Origin of the sequence: Planctobacterium marinum (assembly GCF_020687805.1) — a bacterium.
Classification (GTDB): domain Bacteria; phylum Pseudomonadota; class Gammaproteobacteria; order Enterobacterales; family Alteromonadaceae; genus Planctobacterium; species Planctobacterium marinum.
Genome location: NZ_JAJEWQ010000003.1, coordinates 413,932 through 433,185, shown reverse-complemented (window position 1 = coordinate 433,185; position 19,254 = coordinate 413,932). Strand labels below are relative to the sequence as shown.

12 protein-coding genes are annotated in these 19,254 nt (G+C 47.4%); 6 read left to right on the top strand and 6 right to left on the bottom strand.

Annotated features, from left to right (window positions below):
• Positions 1-92 precede the first annotated feature (92 nt).
• The 3 genes from LJ740_RS11705 to tsaA all read right to left on the bottom strand — a co-directional run bounded on the left by LJ740_RS11705 (position 93) and on the right by tsaA (position 4,252).
• Positions 93-1,496 (bottom strand): hypothetical protein, encoded by a 1,404-nt coding sequence (locus LJ740_RS11705; RefSeq protein ID WP_229529274.1) that lies wholly within the window; start codon positions 1,494-1,496, stop codon positions 93-95.
• Positions 1,497-1,575: 79 nt separating this feature from the next.
• On the bottom strand, positions 1,576-3,285 hold the full coding sequence (locus LJ740_RS11700) for a proline--tRNA ligase (protein WP_229529273.1): 1,710 nt from the start codon (positions 3,283-3,285) through the stop codon (positions 1,576-1,578).
• Between the two features lie 142 nt (positions 3,286-3,427).
• Positions 3,428-4,252, bottom strand: coding sequence for a tRNA (N6-threonylcarbamoyladenosine(37)-N6)-methyltransferase TrmO (gene tsaA / locus LJ740_RS11695; RefSeq protein ID WP_229529272.1), 825 nt, complete (start codon positions 4,250-4,252; stop codon positions 3,428-3,430).
• A gap of 27 nt (positions 4,253-4,279) precedes the next feature.
• On the opposite strand from tsaA, the gene LJ740_RS11690 reads away from it, so the two are divergent.
• Genes LJ740_RS11690 through LJ740_RS11675 form a run of 4 tightly spaced genes read left to right on the top strand, consistent with a single transcriptional unit; the run spans position 4,280 to position 8,775 of the window.
• Positions 4,280-5,203 (top strand): ABC transporter ATP-binding protein, encoded by a 924-nt coding sequence (locus LJ740_RS11690; protein WP_229529271.1) that lies wholly within the window; start codon positions 4,280-4,282, stop codon positions 5,201-5,203.
• Entirely contained in the window at positions 5,203-5,937 is a 735-nt protein-coding gene (locus LJ740_RS11685) for an ABC transporter permease subunit (RefSeq protein WP_229529270.1), read from the top strand. Before LJ740_RS11690 ends, LJ740_RS11685 begins: the two co-directional genes overlap by 1 nt.
• The gene (locus LJ740_RS11680; RefSeq protein ID WP_229529269.1) at positions 5,937-7,775 is read left to right on the top strand and encodes a GldG family protein; all 1,839 of its coding nucleotides are present in this window, start codon (positions 5,937-5,939) and stop codon (positions 7,773-7,775) included. Before LJ740_RS11685 ends, LJ740_RS11680 begins: the two co-directional genes overlap by 1 nt.
• 1 nt (position 7,776) lies before the next feature.
• On the top strand, positions 7,777-8,775 hold the full coding sequence (locus LJ740_RS11675) for a DUF4340 domain-containing protein (protein ID WP_229529268.1): 999 nt from the start codon (positions 7,777-7,779) through the stop codon (positions 8,773-8,775).
• A 597-nt stretch (positions 8,776-9,372) separates the two neighbouring features.
• Here LJ740_RS11675 and LJ740_RS11670 read toward each other — a convergent pair.
• Positions 9,373-11,883 carry a PilZ domain-containing protein gene (locus tag LJ740_RS11670; protein ID WP_229529267.1) on the bottom strand — a complete coding sequence of 837 codons (2,511 nt, stop codon included), beginning with the start codon at positions 11,881-11,883 and terminating at the stop codon, positions 9,373-9,375.
• 29 nt (positions 11,884-11,912) lie between these two features.
• Positions 11,913-14,375, bottom strand: coding sequence for a PilZ domain-containing protein (locus tag LJ740_RS11665; RefSeq protein ID WP_229529266.1), 2,463 nt, complete (start codon positions 14,373-14,375; stop codon positions 11,913-11,915).
• A gap of 159 nt (positions 14,376-14,534) precedes the next feature.
• On the opposite strand from LJ740_RS11665, the gene radA reads away from it, so the two are divergent.
• A complete protein-coding gene (gene radA / locus LJ740_RS11660) occupies positions 14,535-15,887 on the top strand; it encodes a DNA repair protein RadA (RefSeq protein WP_229529265.1) in 1,353 nt (450 codons plus the stop codon).
• Between the two features lie 180 nt (positions 15,888-16,067).
• On the opposite strand, the gene ettA is transcribed toward radA, so the two are convergent.
• Positions 16,068-17,735 carry an energy-dependent translational throttle protein EttA gene (gene ettA / locus LJ740_RS11655; protein WP_229529264.1) on the bottom strand — a complete coding sequence of 556 codons (1,668 nt, stop codon included), beginning with the start codon at positions 17,733-17,735 and terminating at the stop codon, positions 16,068-16,070.
• A 255-nt stretch (positions 17,736-17,990) separates the two neighbouring features.
• On the opposite strand from ettA, the gene glyA reads away from it, so the two are divergent.
• A complete protein-coding gene (gene glyA, locus LJ740_RS11650) occupies positions 17,991-19,247 on the top strand; it encodes a serine hydroxymethyltransferase (RefSeq protein WP_229529263.1) in 1,257 nt (418 codons plus the stop codon).
• The last annotated feature ends 7 nt before the right edge of the window (positions 19,248-19,254 follow it).

The window sequence follows — 19,254 nt, the reverse complement described above, 5'->3', positions numbered from 1 at the left end:
AAGTATAGTTTCGGATAATCTGGGATTAACTCAAATAACATCATCCGTAAAAATGAATTGGTTCACACTATTCATGCGCCAAATCACCAAATTTAGAAACTACGGGTAACAGATAACCCGGCCGTAGCTCTGTCATAGGCGTAAATTTCTACACTGCTGTCCTTGTCGGTATAACTCAGGGAGCCTGAAATTTTCCATTTGGCACTCAATAAATAATCCACGTTAAGCAGCGCCGTAAAGCTTTCCTCTTCCCGCAATACACCAATTGCCGGATTGATACCATCATGTTCGATGTCCTGATAACTGCTGCTGGCAATAATCAGCCACTTGTTGCTTACCGGATACACTAAAGTATAGCTTAGGGTCCAAAAGTCTTTGCCATTGCTGATGCTCACCGGATTGTCCAGCTTGCCATCGTCATCGCCATATCCCAGCTCGAACATATGAATTTTGCTACCCATGTAGGTAAAGCGGGTGCGATAGGCATATTGATGAATGTCCTGGTCATCATTGCTATTTACATTTACCGAGGTGTAGCTCAGACCCCATAGCCATTGCCATTTGTCAGACAATAACCAGGTGGCATCCATGGCCAGGCCATAGGCGCCGCGATAAAATTCACCATCCAGCATCATGGGTTGTACAAAACCAGAAATATTGAACAATGCCCCCCAATATTCATCTTTGTAGCTGCCGGTAAGGCTGAGTATCTCTCTGTCTAATTGAGATTGCTCCCGGTAGCGGGTATTGACATAACTGCCATTAAAGCTGAGATCACTTTTTTGCGTGAGTTTGCGGTTGTAAACGTAATTCAGGGCTGCATCTACGGTGTGATCACTTTGCTCCAGACTGGATTCGTCCAGACTGCCGATAATGGGGTAAAACGGGCTTTCCACCGGAATATTACTCAGATTATCCAAAGTGGTACCACTGTTGGCATTTGAGTCATAGCCATAACCCAGTTTCAGGTTAACAGCGTGATTGACTACCGACCTGGCCCTGAGTTCGGTAATGCGAGCCAGATACTCCCTGACTTTGGCCGCGTCTTCGGGCTTGAGTTGTTCCTGTAATAACTTGGTGAGTTCCTTTTGCGCTGCGCCCAGGTTTTTTACCTGAAAATAACTAAAAGCCAGATAAAGACGAGCCAGCAAAACATTGGGCTTAACAATTAATACCCGTTCAAAGGCAAACACGGCTTCCTGAAAATAACCAGCACCGTAAGCGGCCTGGCCGGCCAGTAAATCGTATCCCGGCTCACCGCCCCAGTCAGCCATCAGCGCATTGGATAAATCAAAGGCCTGTTGAAATTGTTTTTGTTGGATCAGGGTTTGTAACTGCGCGATTTTGGCATCGACAGTGGTGGCAGTGGTGCCCTTTGCCACAGTGGGGGATTTTGCTGGTTGCCTGTCAGATTGAGCATGGACAGAGCCACTGGCTCCGAACCACGCCGTTATCAGCAAACCAAACTTCAGAGCTGTCGAAGAAGAAAGTGACATTCGCAACGTCCTTTATCGTTTTCACTGTTAATTTACACACCGGGAACAGCTCAAATCAACCGGTGTGTATCCTTGGATTTTAGCTTATCAGGTTTTTCAAAAAATCTTCCAGACCAGCTAAATCCACCAGTTGTTTTTCACCTGTGCGGCGATTCTTATATTCGCACTTGCCTTCGTCCAGATTTCTTTCACCGATGATAATGGCATGGGGGATACCCAATAGCTCCATATCGGCAAACATCACACCGGGGCGCTCTTTTCTGTCATCAAACAACACCTGTTCGCTGACGGAATCCAGTTTTGCATATAAGCCTTCAGCGGCTTCCTGAATGCGATGGGATTTGTGCATGTTCATAGGAATTATAGCCAATTTAAACGGAGCGATGGCTTCAGGCCAAATAATTCCATATTTATCGTGGTTTTGTTCAATGGCGGCGGCCACAATTCGGGACACACCAATACCATAACACCCCATGGTTAAGGTTTCGTGTTTACCACTTTCGGTCAACACACCACAGTGCATTGCTTCGCTGTATTTTTTACCCAGCTGGAAAATATGACCCACTTCAATGCCGCGCTTTATTTCAATGGTTCCCTGTCCATCGGGAGAGGCATCACCGGCCACAACGTTGCGAATATCCGCAATTTGGCTATTTTCCACTAACTCCCAGCTCGCGCCGTTAACATGGAAGCCGGTATCATTGGCACCGCACACAAAATGTTTAAGCGCCGCGGCGCTGCGATCCACGATAACCGGAATGTTCAATCCCAGCGGGCCTACAGAACCTGTCTCGGAACCGCATAACTCTTGTACCTCGGCGTCGCTGGCAAACTGCATTTCACCTGACCAGGGTAGGGCCTTACTGGCCTTAATATCATTTAATTGATGATCACCGCGCAGACACAGTGCTGCATAGTGGTTGGCATCTTCACTCACCACTTTAACAATCAGGGTTTTCACACAACTTTGTGGTGATACCTGTAAGGCCTGGCTGACAGCATCAATGGTTTTAATGTCCGGGGTGGCTATCCTGGTTTGTTGCTGCGCGGCATCTGACGGGGTTTCAACTACACCGGCTTCGGCCATCTCGACATTGGCGGCAAAATCTGATTCGGTGCTAAAGGCAATGGCGTCCTCACCGGATTCTGCCAGGACATGAAATTCATGAGAAACACTGCCACCGATAGAACCGGTATCGGCAATCACCGCGCGATAGTCCAGCCCCATGCGTTCGAAGATACGGCAATAGGCGTCGTACATTTTTTGGTATGTTTCAGATAAGCAATCCTGGGTCAGGTGAAAAGAATAGGCGTCTTTCATAGTAAATTCACGGCCGCGCATGATGCCGAAGCGCGGTCTGACTTCATCCCGAAACTTAGTTTGAATCTGATACAGGTTCAGCGGGAGTTGCTTGTAACTGGACACTTCAGTTTTAACCAGGTCAGTGATCACCTCTTCATGAGTAGGCCCTAATACAAAATCACGCTCGTGGCGGTCTTTGATGCGCAACAATTCCGGGCCGTAATCCTCCCAACGACCAGATTCCTGCCATAAATCTGCAGGTTGTACCACCGGCATCAGCACTTCAACCGCACCGGCACTGTTCATTTCTTCACGTACAATTTGGGCAACCTTATTCAGTACCCGCAAACCTGTAGGCAGCCAGGTGTAGAGTCCGGAAGCCAGTTTTCTGACCAGGCCCGCTCTGAGCATTAATTGGTGGCTGATGACTTCCGCATCGGCAGGGGTTTCTTTTTGCGTTGAAAGTAAATATTGGCTGGTACGCATTGATGTAGAGGTTTCCTGTACTCAAGTCTTTTGTATCCGGTGCTGCTCACGGGCGGCTGACACAAAAATAATTAAAACAATAATGGACAAAATTCCGCTTAGTTTACCAGAGCAACACCAGGTTCCTAGTAAAAATATTCAGTTAAAGCGGGCGGATTTCAAATATCTCGATAGTATCGCCCTGTACATGCCAACGGAAGTTGAATCCGCCAAAGTGAGTACCGTAATGATTGGTATCCTGATCTGCCAGTTTTCGGTATGCCGGGCGCGGATCCTGAGCCAACACTTCAATAACTTGCTGCGTCAGGGCGCTGGCGTTATTGCTCAATTGTTGCAATTGCTGTACGGCGGCCGGTGTAACGCAAACGGCCAATGTGGCGGGTCGTTCATCAGCAAATCCGCCCCGGGCCTCTGGTAGCGCATCGGCATAGGGAATGTAGGGCTTAATGTCATAGACAGGTGTGTCATTCACCAAATCTAAACCACTGACATTCAGCACAACCTGCTGCGCATCGGATTCAACCGATATCAGAGGCACAACGGACATGCCAAAGCCGTTTGGCCGGAAACTACTGCGGGTGGCAAACACACCGCGTTTTTTATTGCCGCCTAATCTTGGTGGGCGCACCTGGGCACGCCAGCCTTGCTCCAGGTTTTGATGAAACCGAAACAATAGCCAAATATGGCTGAATTCCTCAATACCGGCAAAAGCTTCAGGAACGCCATAAGGCTGATGGATAATAATCTGGCTGAGCACCGACGGCGTTAAGTTCGACTGCCGGGGTACTGCGAATTTTTCAGTGAAAGGGGCGACCACTTTGCCAATGGGTTCAACCGGGAAATTTTGCTGTTGCACGGGATTATATAAGGTTACAGAATTTTGTTGGTGAGATGTTAACAAAGATTGCTCACTACACGCTTGAATTTTTTCCTGATAGCGCCATATCTTCCACTGATTTTTTGTCAAGATAACAAGATCCGTTAGGGAAAAATCATGATTTCAGTAAAAAATATAACAAAGAGATTTGCTGATTTTACCGCCGTAAATCAGCTTTCATTTGATGTCAGTCCCGGAGATGTGGTGGGATTTTTAGGACCAAATGGTGCCGGCAAATCCACCAGTATGAAAATGATCACCGGATTTTTAACACCGGACGAGGGCGACATCCTGGTCAATGGCAGTTCAGTACGCACTGAACCCGGTAAAGTGCAGGCCCAGATTGGCTATTTACCCGAGGGCGCACCCGCATACGGTGATATGACAGTACTGGCCTTTTTGCGTTTTATTGCAGAAGTGCGGCAGATATCTACAGCGCAAATCAATTCGCGGATTGCTGATGTAGTAGCAAAAGTAGAACTGCAATCGGTATTAGATAAATCCATTGAAGCACTGTCGAAGGGCTTTAAGCGCCGTGTTGGCCTGGCTCAGGCGCTGATACATGATCCTGCCATTTTAATTCTGGATGAACCCACCGATGGCCTGGATCCGAATCAAAAACATCAGGTCAGAAATCTGATCAAAAACCTCGCCAAAGATAAGATAGTCATTATATCAACCCATATCCTTGAAGAGGTCACCGCGGTATGCAATCGCGTGGTGATTATCGCTAATGGCAGCAAGTGCTTTGATGATACGCCACAGGCCTTACTGCAAAACTCACGGTACTACCGGGCGATAAACCTGTCGCTTGATAAGGTCATTGGTACTGATATTACCCAGGCTATTCCGCAGGGGGTTGCCTGGGAGAAGGGGACCGATGACCATAATCTGGTGTTATTCCCTGGCCAGCAGGAGATCCACCTGCACACGCTGGAAGCACACTTTTCTGAGCAAGGTTATCAAATTGAACAAATGTTTGTGGAAGCGGGGCGTCTGGATGAAGTCTTCAGAAGCATCACTCTGCAGGAGGCCGGATAATGAATATGGTCAATGTATTGTTTAAGCGGGAGTTTGCCAGTTTTTTTGCAACGCCCGTAGCTTATGTGTTTATTGTTATTTTTCTGATGTTGTCCGGCGTTTTTACCTTTTATATCGGTAACTTTTACGAACGCGGTCAGGCAGACTTATTGCCCTTTTTTAATTTTCATCCCTGGTTATACCTGTTTTTGGTGCCTGCCATGGCGATGCGCACCTGGTCGGAAGAGCGCAAATCCGGCAGCATCGAATTATTGATGACACTGCCCGTTACCACCTTACAGGTGACATTGGCGAAGTTTTTGGCCGCCTGGGCGGTTTTGGGATTGTCGCTATTACTGACATTTCCGTTGTGGTTAACGGTGAACTACCTGGGTCAACCTGACAATGGCATCATCCTGGCTGCCTATATCGGTAGTTGGTTAATGTCCGGTGCTTATCTGGCGATAGGTATTTGCATGTCGGCATTGACTAAAAGTCAGGTAATTGCCTTTATTTTATCTGTGGTTATCTGCTTCCTGTTTGTTCTGAGTGGCTCCGGTGTAGTACTGGACGCGTTTCAGGGCTGGTTGCCGGCGTTTATGGTGGATACCATCGCTTCATTCAGCTTCCTGGCGCATTTTGAAAGCATGTCCAAAGGCGTACTGGCCTTAGACAATATAATCTATTTTTGTATCAGTATTGGGATCTGGCTCTTTGCCAGCCTGGTAATTATTGAACAAAAGAAGGCGGACTAATGAAAATTTCAAATACACTGACTTATGTACTGCTGGCTGTATTGTTCTTTGCATTGGTGTTATTGAGCAATCAGATATTTAAAAGTGCCCGAATTGATTTAACTGAGAACCAGGTTTATTCATTGTCTGATGGCAGCAAAGCCATCCTGACTCAGATTGACGAGCCGATAAATCTGTATTTTTTCTTTTCTGACAAGGCGTCAGAAGGGTTAACCACGATTCGTAATTACGCCGATCGGGTGGAAAGCCTGCTCAAAGAATATGAATCAGCCGCAAATGGCAAGATTAAGTTGCACCTGATTGACCCTGAGCCGTTTTCTGAAGCTGAAGATCAGGCGAATGACTATGGCTTAACGGCTGCTTCTGCAGGCATGGGGACTGATCCTATTTATTTAGGTTTGGCCGGTACCAATGCCCTTGACGATGAAAAAGTGATTGGCTTTTTTGATCCACAAAAAGAGCAATTTCTGGAATATGAACTCAGTCAGTTGATTTATGAACTGAGTGAACCCGAAGCTGTGAAAGTCGGTCTTATCAGTGGTATCGCGATGACTGGTGGGCAAAATCCCATGACCGGACAATTTGATCCGCCCTGGACTATATACGAGCAAATTCAGCAACTCTATGATGTTGAAACCATTGATACCTCGTCAGACAATTTACCTGAAGAATTAGATGTGCTGATGTTGATCCATCCGCAGGGACTCTCAGACAACTTACTCTACGCTATTGATCAGTTTGCACTGAGCGGCGGTAAAATCCTGGCGTTTGTAGACAGTCACCATGAATCCGACCCCATGGCTGCAATGTCAGGTATGGCGGGGGCAAACGGCTCTGACATTAACCCGCTATTGCAGCCCTGGGGGGTTGCAGTCAGTAGTAATGACGTGGTGCTGGATGCCGCGTTGGGCCTGGATATTCGCACCCAAACGGGCGGTGTTACAAAGCACCTTGGTTTTGTAGGCCTGCAAAAAAGCCAGTTTGACGCTGAAGATGTTACCACGGCGAACCTGGATTCCATTAATGGTGCTTCATTTGCCGCTATTGACTTGCTGCCTGATGCCACCACTGATATTCAGCCACTATTGTATTCCAGTGAATATGCCGCATCAGGCAATGCTATGTCTTATGCCATGACACGCGATCCCGAACAGTTCTTTGAGCAGTACGACCAGTCGCAAACCGGCGTTAAGATATTGGCTGTGCGCATCAGTGGTGCGGCGGGATCTGCATTTGATGCTGTGCCTGAGGGGCTTGAAACAGACGCTGAATTTGTGGAGCAAGGCGAGCAACTGAATGTGATACTGGTTGCGGATACGGATATGTTGTCGGACCGCTTCTGGGTAAACAAAGCGAACTTTTTCGGACAAGCCATTGCCACCCCTTTTGCGGATAATGGAGCGTTTGTCACCAATGCCATTGAAAACTTGGGGGGTAACAATGCGTTGATCAGCATTCGCAGCAGAGGCACCTTTGCCAGACCTTTTGACAAGGTCGAGGCCTTGACGGTTCAGGCCGAAGCGAAATTCCGTGAACAGGAACAGGCGCTGGAAGCACAACTGGCGGAAACGGAACAACAGTTAGCGGAGCTGCAAACCGGCAGTGGCGAAGACGGCTTGATGGTCTTAAACGCTGAACAACAAGCCGCGATTGACAGTTTTATGGATAAGAAAATTGAGATCCGCAAAGCCCTCAGAGACGTGCGACATCAACTGGACAAAGACATCGAACAATTGGGTACACAATTGAAGCTCATCAACATTATCGTAGCTCCGATCCTGTTGGTATTTGTCGTCTTTGGTTTGCGCCGTACATTTCGTGTAAAAGGAGCCGCGTGATATGACCAGGTCTAATCTGATCATCGCCGCACTGGCGGCGGTCGCCATTCTGGTGGGCTGGTTGCTGAGCTCTGGTGACAGGCAAAGCGAGTTTGAAAGCCAGTTGTTGTTCCCTGAACTACAGGCAAATGTCGACAGTGTGGATTCACTTTCTGTGCAAGCCGCTTCAGGCCTTTTGCTGCATGCCTCAAAGCTCGACGGTCAATGGGTAGCGGCTAATCAGGCCAATTATCCGCTGGAGAATGACAAGATAATCAGGCTGCTGAACAGTCTGGTGTCAGCGCAGTTAGATAGCGCTAAAACTGCCAAACCGGAAAACTTTGCCCGACTGGGTTTAAGTGATCTAAGCGAGCAGGACAGTGGGGCGCGTTTAGTAACTATTGCAGCGGCTGACAGGCAATGGCAGGTATTACTTGGCGAAACGGCGTCATCAGGTACGGGCATTTATCTGCGTCAGCCGGAACAAATGCAAACCTGGTTGAGCCGCACCGACATAGAATTACCTGGCGATGAATTTGCCTGGTTGAACAAGCAATTATTAGCCATAGATAAATCTCAGGTGACCGGGCTAAGCTATAACGAACAGTGGCACATTAACTTGCAACCCGCCGAAGAAGCAGACAGTGAGTCCTGGGTTTTAGCTGAGCAACCGCAAGACAGAGCCCTGCAATATGACACTATCCTGGAAAACTCTGTTGATGACATTCTGAACCTGAAATTTCAGTCGTTGCTACAACAACGGCCTGTACCGACAGACAACTGGAATTTGGTGTCAGAGGTCAGCATCAATACCCTGTCAGGTGAAGCCACGGTGCTGACCCTGTACGAGAGTGAAGCACAACATCTGGTGCTGGTGGATACACCGGATAAAAATGCAGTGCAGAATCAGTGGGTGTTTGAGGTATCGTCTTTTTATGCGGACCGGTTAAAGCGGGAACTTGAGTATTTCCTGGAGCCGGTAGAGGAGCCGGAAACCAGCGAAGCGGAATCGACTCCCTGAGCCAAATAGTGTTTGAGTAATCTGTAAGCCGATGTATTAGCATCGGCTTTTTTGTCTTTGGGATTCAGGGCAAGATCGCGAATAATTTTTGAGCGACAATTGGGCATTGTCTAACCATTGCCGAAACTTAATTATTTTGGCTACGTCCTATTTTATGGCGTCTGGCTCAAAATCGAAAAAAATCTCTTCCATAACGGGAGGAATTTAAACATGACACCCATTCAAATTTTCTTGATTTACCAGTCTTTGTATTGTTCGAAGTCCGGTCAAATCAGGCCCATTCGCGAGATAAGGCTAAAGTGCAGATAAAACCGGAAGATTGGCAACAAGGATGTTGCCAGAGTCGATGCAAGTACAGGGATGTACTTTCATTGACGGTCTTCTGGTTCTGCACTTGAGGCTTATGTTTTCTCGCGCCATGGGCAATAGGGGGTTTTAGGGGAGCGCCCCTAAGAAAAATCATATCAGAGCGCCGCACTGTCCATGTGATACAGCTGCAAAATTCTGACACTGTCGTTTGGAATGACGATTTTTGATTCTGGACATTATGGTCACTAAATGAGCATTAATGCTTTCGCCCTGATATCGGATTAGCTCCTACTCAGCCAACAGGATGTTCTTGTCCAGCGCCTGGTTTTGCTGGATGTGTTGATCGGTAAAGCCATAACGACGCATCACCTCATCGGTGATATCTACAATGTCGCCTGCGCCACATATGTTCCACAACTCCTCTTCCACTTCTTTGGCTTTGTGAGCGGCATACACAGAGACGTAGCCCAATTCGGTGCGCAGAATATCCTGATCGGGACGCCCGGTACGGGACACGAATACTTTCATGGCGTAAAAGACGCCGACGGACATTGCTTCAACGATGAAGGCACGTCTGGCGTGATCGTCTTTGAACTGATCGGGAAATTGCGTGCGAATGGTGTCTTCTTCTTTGATGGCATCCGGTTCAAAGGCAACAAAAATTTCTTCCATCACCGGCGGCGCTTTCGGATTTAGCTCTTTGAGCAGATCGTAAATACGTCGTGAATAATCACCGCTGGCCGCAAACAATGCCCGGCTGTTTAGTGTGTCTGGTGGTTCTGCACCAAACGAAAACAGGTTTTTAAGCCTGGAATGGCTGCTGGGGGCGGTCATGGCATGAGGCATCATGGCGGCACCGTCTTTAATGATGTAGTAGCCAATATTCAGTATGTTTGAACAATAAATATTTCTCAAGGCTTCTCCCATGCCGGGTATGCCTTCATGTTCAGTGTCACTTTTGAGCTTATTCTTGTTATTTTTGAGCAGTTCAGTGAAAAATATTTGACCAGGATGAGGAATTTGTTCGGATTCCTGATGAATTTTCAAATTGATAATAGTTTTATCTTTGGAAATATTGCGCACTTCATAAGGCAATTCTTTTAGGGGGATTTGCCTGGTCATGCGCTGTAATTCCGGGAACGCCACATCCACAATCGAAAAGTTGACCCCTTCAAAGGTTTGTTTTAACTCGATACTCAAACCACTTGGAGAAACATCTTCGGTAACGCCTTCCAGTTCACGCTCGTTAAAGGTGACCACTACTTTTGAGCGCAACTGGTAGCGCGACTCGGCGCGTAAATTCTGGTATTTGAAGCGATACAGGGCGACCGGCTCTATCGTTTCGTTTTTATCATGGGCGAAGTTTTTAAGGGCCGGCAGGTGTTTATCTACCAGCTGTCGGCGTTGGTAGGCCTGGTTGCTCATGGAGTCCGTGATGTTGGTGATCAAAACCACATGACTGAGCTTATTCAGGGCTGACATCAATCTGGGGGCCGGCGGGGAGTTTTGCTCTTTTACACTTTCGCCCACCGAATCTGGCAGAGAAAGTGGACGGTAGCATTGTTCCGGATTCATGTGGGTCATCTGCACTTTAAACACCCGCCAACTGGCCTTTTTGGAGCCAAACGCAAAAAACACGTCCTGTAATGCTTTTTTCTGACGCAACTCAGTGTGAGTAGCAGAATAGAAAAACACCTGTCCCGATTCGTAGTGATTGAAGCTGTACAGGTAAGCTTCTTTCAACGGGCTTTCATAAATGGCCTTCAGTCTTTTGGGTGTCAGTGCCTGACTAATGAGAATTTGATTGCTGTCATCCACCCAATAAAACACATTGTCTTTATTGTTGTCATTGGTGAGTACAAAGCGGCATTGCAACTTGTTGCCATGATTTTCAACAAATACCGGGATAGAGCAGAAATAGGGTACGTAGTATTGTTCAAAACTCTTGCTGCGGATAGCGTGCAGAGTGTTGTCAATATTGACCTTATAGCGGCGTTTGTTGCCCTGGATAAAGCGACGCAGAAACTCATCAAATTGCACATCCGGAGAGCGGATATCGCGCTTCAAGGCGATATGATGCTCATGATCAATCTTCTCTGTTTTAACCACCTGATAACGAATTCCGTTTTTTCGGTCCAGGGCGAATTCGACTTCCAGGCCCCGGAAGAAAACGGCAAGCTGTTCTCCGGTTGTAAATTCGTGTTCGGTTACGGCTTTCACTTTGACACCGCTGACAGACATATCAACAGTGCTGGCTTTGATCACCTTTGGTCCGGCGTGCAATTCCACCCTGACCGCAAAGTTCATACGTTCTTCGCTGCGATGAGCGGAATTGGAAAACTGAAAAGCAGGTACCAGGTATTTGTCCGGAGAATCTTCCTCTTCCTCCTCGTAATAATCAGTTTCGCCAAAGGGATTGCTTTCACCGTTTGTAGCGGGGTCGGCGATGCTGTTTTTCTGAAAGCGCTCAACATCGTCCATAACAGCTTCATAAACCCCTACACAATACTGACCAAAAGCCCGTATCTGGCGCTCAAATACATCCTGTGCAGAGGCACTGAGATAATGAATTATTTTTTCATTTTCAAAAGGCTGACATTCCGCCCCGGAGATTTTGCGCATATCGATGGCAACTTTGCAGGGGCGCGCCTGGCGTTTTAATTCCAGTTTTAAAATATGCTTGTGAGGGCGGGGCAGGCCTTTTGCGGTTTCGTCGACGATCTGATTAAAGTCAGGCTCATAAACCACGGGTTTAAGTTGCTCAATGATGTCTTTAAAAGGCTCTAATTCACGACTCATTGTGCATCACCTTTAGCAAGGCTTCCCGATTAATCCAAACCCAGACGGATTTTCACTTCTTCTGTGATATCCAGCATGTCCGTAAAGCTCATGATTTGCCATACGTGATTTTGCAACGACTGGGCTTTGTGTGGGGCATACACCTTAATGTAGTTAAGCTCGGCACTGATGTTTTCCGGGTCCGGTTTACCGACCTTGACCATAAATAACTTGATGGCGTAAAACTGTTGCTCGCGATCTTCCAAAATGGAACGCACAAAAGCGATTTTTTGTTCCGTATTGGCAAAATCCACATCCGGCTTCACATTAAATGCTTCCGGACCTTCCAGTTTCGGGTTAAACCCGATATAGACTTCGTGTTGTTTGGGCTTATCTTTGGTTTTCAGATCCCGCATTTCACGGGTTAACCAGTTAGCATGGACATTCTCATGACCAAATAGCGGTAAAATATTGAATTCGCTGCGCTCCAATTCACCATGGGTAAACAAAGGCCAAAGTTGGTTGGGCACATCGCCGCACACCATAACATCGTGTTTCAGGTTCAGGCCATCTTTGGCATAGAACAGCGCCATATTAAAGATATTGGCCGCAAAGATGTTGCGCAAAGCCTTGCTGTGGTTACTGGTATCTTCGGTAATTTTGGCTTCCAGTACATCGCGGTTCTGGCGGATCAAATCATTGAAAAACTGTTTACCCTGATGGGGTTTGGTTTCTTTGTCCCGATTTTCCAATATCTTTAAATGCAGGTGGTTACCGTGCTCGCTGACATTGACCAGTTGATAATTCATTCGGTCCAGCGTGTATTTGGTGGTCATGGACTGAAGTCCGGGCAAGGATACCTTAATCAATGCGCCTTTGCGGGCCGGAAACTCTTCGTCCATTTCTATCATCATGCCGCTGTATGAGATATCAATGGTGCGGCCATCATAGTAACCTTCGTTCCATTCCAGTCGCGCCTTTTCAGTCAAAAAATACCGCTGTTCCAGGCGGTTATCGATATATTTATAGGGATGTATTGTCAGCGCGCTGGGTGTGGTTAATTTGGGATGAATCGCTTTGCTGACTCGCGGTAAATCGGCTTTATTCGGAGCGGTATTTTTAAATTGGTGTATCAGCTCAGTGGTGGTGATATCTGTTACCAGAGCCACAAATTTAAGGGTTTTTATATCAGCCATCACACGCGGTGCGGGTGGAGCATTGAGCTTTTTCACCTTCTCACTGACCGATTCAGGTATGGTCAGGGGCGCGTGAGCCTGCTGTGGATGCACATCCGATAGCTGTATTTTAAAGACTTTCCAACTGTCGCGTTTGGTACCTAACGCAAAAAAGGACTGTTGCAGGGTTGGTGTCGCGGCCAATTCTTCGATTGTGGCCGAGCAAAAGAACACCTTATTTTGCTTGATTTGTTTAAAGCAATACACCAGAAAATCACTGGTTTCTTTTTGCATCGCGTTTTTGATCCGCGAAGCTGACAACAAATATTCGATACGCACCTGGTCAGCTTCATCTGTCCAGTATTGTACAAAATCTTTATTGGCATTGTTTGTCAGCAAAAACTTGGGGAACAATTTACCTTGCCTGACTCCCAGAAAAACCGGCACAGATTCCATGTAAGGCGTGTAATATTGCTCGTATATCTTTGAGATGACCGCTTCTTCGGTGTTTTCCAGATTAATTTTATAGCGGCGTTTATACCCGTGAATAAATTTCTGCAAGAAGCTGTTTACTGAGGCGCTGGAGTTTTCGATGTCACGCTTGAAGTTGATTCGTTGTTCGTGACCTTCTTTTTCAATGCGCATGGCCTGAAATGGGATCGGGTTTTTTCTGTCCAGTGCGTATTCGGTTTCCAGGCCTCTGAGGAATACACCGTATTTTTTGTCTTTGAAAAAGGTGATGTCCTCATCGCATTTAACCCGCATACCACCCACGGAGATATCCATGGTGGTGGCTTTGATTTTTTTGCCTTCTTCGGAAATGATCTCTACCGCAATCGCAAAGTTCATGCGTTCTTCTTTACGGCTTATCACATGGGAAAAGAGGATAGATTTGACAATGTGATCGGCTTTCTCTGTTGGAACGTCTTCATCGGACTTGTCTTCCACCACATCCTTGGTTTGCAGTATCGCTTCTTTTTCTTTTTTGTAAATTTGCTTAAAGGTATTTTCTGAGTTGTTTACCGATTCCCAGACACCCACGGTGTAGCCACCATAAGACATGGTTTCTTCTGCGAAAACGCGCTTGGCTGTCTCATCCAGAAAATGGGTAACACCTTCATATTCAAAGGGTTTACATTCACCGTCTACTTTACCTCGTAAATCGACGGGCTTTTTGGTAGGCTGCGCAAGGCGCTTGAGTTCCATCTTGATCAGGAACACTTTTTGTTTTGGCACACCAACGGCATGCTTGGTGACCATCTGCGCAAAGTTTGGTTTATTGACGAACGGCTTTAACTTATCAACAACTTCGCTGTATTCTTCGAGTACTTTATCCATTACGAAGAGTCGAAACCTCAGAGTTTTTTATTATATTACCCAATGTTTCGGCAAGAAGCGCTAAAACATTGAGGGGAATCGAAATTTTTATAATCCCATACTTTATTAAATGTACTGACATAAAACAATCTCCTCATTAAGGATTGTACGACATAAATCATGAAAAAAAACAAAACTGCTTACGTTTGCAACGATTGTGGCTCTGAATATTCAAAATGGCAGGGCCAATGCCATGATTGTGGTGCCTGGAATACCATAGTGGAAATGCGCATCCCGGGGGGCAGCAGTGCCTCAAAAGGGGGGTATTCTGGCCTGACTAAAGCAAAAGTCGAAGTATTGTCTGAAATTGACCTGCAAACGGTGCCGCGTTTTAGTTCTGGCTTTAAAGAACTGGACCGGGTTTTAGGCGGTGGTATTGTGCCTGGCTCCGCTATTCTTATTGGCGGTTCCCCGGGGGCAGGTAAAAGTACTTTGCTGCTTCAAACCATTTGTCACCTGTCTCAACATCAGAACGTGCTCTATGTGACCGGTGAAGAGTCATTGCAACAGGTGGCGATGCGGGCGCAACGACTGGGCTTACCAACCGCGAAAGTTAAGGTATTAGCGGAAACGGAAGTGGAAACCATTTGTCAACTGGCATTAACCGAGAAACCCGGGGTGATGGTGATCGATTCTATCCAGGTTATGCACATGGGGGATATTCAGTCGGCACCGGGAAGTGTGTCACAGGTGCGTGAATGTGCCGCCTACCTGACCCGCTTTGCCAAACAGCACAATGTGGCTATGTTTATCGTGGGGCATGTCACCAAAGAAGGCTCTATCGCTGGCCCTAAAGTACTGGAGCATTGTATTGATTGTTCATTAATGCTGGACGGAGACGCCGACGGACGTTATCGCACCTTACGGGGCCATAAAAACCGCTTTGGCGCGGTGAATGAATTGGGGGTGTTTGGCATGACCGAATCGGGTCTTAAAGAAGTTAAGAACCCTTCGGCCATTTTCCTCAATCGCAGTGAAGAGGCCGCCCCTGGTAGTGCTGTGATGGTTGTATGGGAAGGGACTCGTCCTCTGTTGGTGGAAATCCAGGGGCTGGTGGATTACAGCCAGACCGGCAATCCGAGACGGGTAGCGGTGGGACTGGAGCAGAATCGCCTGACCATGCTGCTGGCGGTGTTGCATCGCCACGGTAGTGTGCAGATGAATGACCAGGATGTGTTTGTCAATGTCGTTGGCGGTATTCGGGTAACGGAAACCAGCGCCGACCTGGCGTTGTTAATCGCATTGCTCTCCAGCTTTCGCAACAAAACCTTGCCACGAGATTTGATTGTTTTTGGCGAAGTGGGCTTATCCGGTGAAATTCGACCGGTCAATAACGGCAGTGAGCGCATATCCGAAGCCAAAAAACACGGCTTTACCCGGGCTATTGTGCCCAATGCTAATGTACCTAAAAACCCGCAAGGGATAACGGTTGTGGGGGTGAAAAACCTGCAAGAGGCATTAGAGGCGATTTAGCGTTTTGAGTTTCCAGTTCGAAGTTTAATCGAAGTGTCCAAAATTCCCTATTACGCGACTTAATCAGTGGTTACGCGGAAAAGGGTAACTTCTCCATTCTTCCAGCTTAGTCTCTGACAACTAAAAAAGGCCACACAGCTTGCGCTGGTGGCCTTATAAATTCCTAAACTTTTTGTAAGCTTACTTAGTAATCTTCTTGTATTTCAGGCGGTGCGGCTCTACCACATCTTTACCGAAGTTGTCTTTCAGCCAGGCTTCGTAATCGGTGTAGTTGCCTTCGTAGAAGTTGATCTTACCTTCGTCGCGGTAATCCAGAATATGTGTGGCTACACGGTCCAGGAACCAACGGTCATGCGAGATAACCATGGCGCAACCGGGGAATTCCAGTATCGCGTTTTCCAGGGCACGTAAAGTTTCTACGTCCAAATCGTTGGTGGGCTCATCCAGCAGCAATACGTTGCCGCCTGCTTTTAACAGCTTTGCCAGATGCACCCGGTTGCGCTCACCACCGGATAAGTCTTTAACAAACTTTTGTTGATCATTGCCTTTGAAGTTAAAACGGCTGCAGTAGGCGCGGCTGTTGATTTCAAAGTTATTGATGCGAATGATGTCCTGTTCGTCTGAGATTTCCTGCCAAACGGTGCGGCTGTCATCCATGTGGTCACGGAACTGCTCTACGCTGGCGATTTGTACGGAATCACCCAGCTTGATTTCACCACTATCCGGTTGTTCCTGTCCGGTGAGCATTCTGAACAGTGTGGATTTACCGGCGCCGTTAGGACCGATGATACCTACAATCGCACCTTTGGGGATTGAGAAACTCAGATCGTCAATCAGCATCCGGCCGTCATAACTCTTTGTCAGATTGGTGACATCGATAACCTGATCCCCCAGACGTTCACCTGGTGGAATAAATAATTCATTGGTTTCGTTGCGCTTTTGGTAATCGGAGGTATTCATTTCTTCAAAACGGGTCATACGGGCTTTGCTTTTAGCCTGACGACCTTTGGGGTTGCTGCGCACCCATTCCAGCTCTTGTTTCATGGACTTTACGCGGGCATTTTCAGTGCGCTCTTCCTGCTCAAGGCGTTTTTCTTTTTGCTCCAGCCAGGTCGAGTAGTTACCTTCCCACGGAATACCATGACCGCGGTCAAGTTCCAGAATCCAGCCGGCAACATTGTCCAGGAAATAACGGTCATGGGTAATGGCCACAACAGTGCCTTCATAATCGTGCAGGAAGCGTTCTAACCAGGCGACGGACTCGGCATCCAGGTGGTTGGTGGGTTCGTCCAGCAACAACATGTCGGGTTTTTCCAGCAACAACCGGCACAGGGCCACACGACGTCGCTCACCACCAGATAATTTGCTGACATCAGCATCCCAGGGCGGTAAACGCAGGGCATCAGCCGCTCGTTCCAGGGCGTTGTCCAGATTGTGGCCGTCTTTACTTTGAATAATGGCTTCCAGTTCACCTTGCTCTTTGGCCAGGGCATCAAAATCGGCGTCAGGCATTGCGTATTCAGCATAGACTTCGTCCAGACGCTTGAGGGCGTGCACTACATCGGCAACGGCTTCTTCGATATTGCCGCGCACGTCTTTGCTTTCGTCCAGTTTTGGCTCCTGCGGCAGATAGCCAACATTTAATCCAGGTTGCGGACGCGCTTCACCCTCAATATCAGTATCGATGCCCGCCATAATGCGTAACAGCGTAGATTTACCGGCACCGTTGAGGCCCAAAACACCGATTTTGGCGCCAGGGAAAAAGCTCAGTGAGATATCTTTCAGAATTTGTCGTTTTGGGGGCACGATTTTGCCAACCCGAGACATGGTATAAACGTATTGTGACATGTAAATACTTTTGGTCAGTTAGATTAGCGATATTGTAATCCAAACCGGGTTGATAAGTCAGGCCCAAATTTTAACTCCTGCATATCCGACCTGTCAGCTTATCTATGCGATTGCTGTATAACTCAGTGTATATTGATTCGGTGCTGCATATGTACAAAAGCGGGAAAATCGCTATCATACCGAAACCCTTGAGGCGGGCGCTGGATATGTCATCCCCCCGGCTTTTCTTTTTCCTATTAACCTGAAGGAAGTGCGATGCTGTCCAAAGACATGAATATTGCTGATTTTGACCCAGAATTGTGGGATGCAATCCAGGCCGAAACGGTGCGCCAGGAGCACCATATTGAACTTATTGCCTCAGAAAACTATACCAGTCCACGCGTATTGCAGGCTCAGGGTTCGCAATTAACCAATAAATATGCTGAAGGTTACCCGGGTAAGCGTTATTACGGTGGCTGTGAACACGTTGATGTGGCAGAAGAGCTGGCCATTGAACGTGCTAAACAATTATTCGGTGCTGATTACGCCAACGTTCAGCCGCATTCGGGATCTCAGGCGAACTCAGCGGTCTTCATGGCGTTGTTAGAGGCCAACGATACTGTATTAGGCATGAGCCTGGCCCACGGTGGTCACCTGACTCACGGCTCGCACGTTAACTTCTCAGGTAAGTTATACAAGGCTGTGCAATACGGATTGAACGAAGCAACCGGTGAAATCGATTACGAGCAGGTTAAAGCGTTAGCTGAAGAACACAAGCCGAAAATGATTATCGGTGGCTTCTCGGCTTACTCAGGTATTGTTGACTGGGCAAAATTCCGTGAAATTGCTGACAGTGTTGGCGCTTATTTATTAGTGGACATGGCTCACGTTGCAGGTTTGGTTGCCGCGGGCGTTTACCCGAATCCGCTACCACACGCTCACGTTGTTACTACAACTACTCACAAGACTTTAGCGGGTCCTCGTGGTGGTCTGATCTTATCAGCCTGCGGAGATGAAGCTATTTACAAGAAGCTGAACAGCGCAGTATTTCCGGGTGGCCAGGGCGGACCTTTGTGCCACGTTATTGCGGCTAAAGCGGTTGCTTTTAAAGAAGCCTTGCAGCCTGAGTTTAAAGTTTACCAACAGCAAGTTGTTAAAAACGCGAAAGCCATGTGCAAAGCGTTTCAGGATCGCGGTTATAAGATTGTTTCCGATGGTACCGACAATCACCTGTTCCTGTTGGATCTGATTGATAAAGACATCACAGGTAAAGATGCTGACGCGGCATTGGGTAAAGCTTATATTACGGTGAACAAAAATGCGGTACCAAACGATCCGCGTTCGCCCTTTGTGACCAGTGGTTTGCGTATCGGCACGCCAGCCATTACCCGTCGTGGTTTTGGTGACGAAGAAGCGGCTCAGGTAGCCAACTGGATTTGTGATGTTCTGGACAACATCGAAGACGAAGCCAACATTGCCAGCGTGAAAGAACAGGTAATGGCACTGTGTAAGCGATTCCCTGTTTACGCTTAAGTTGTAA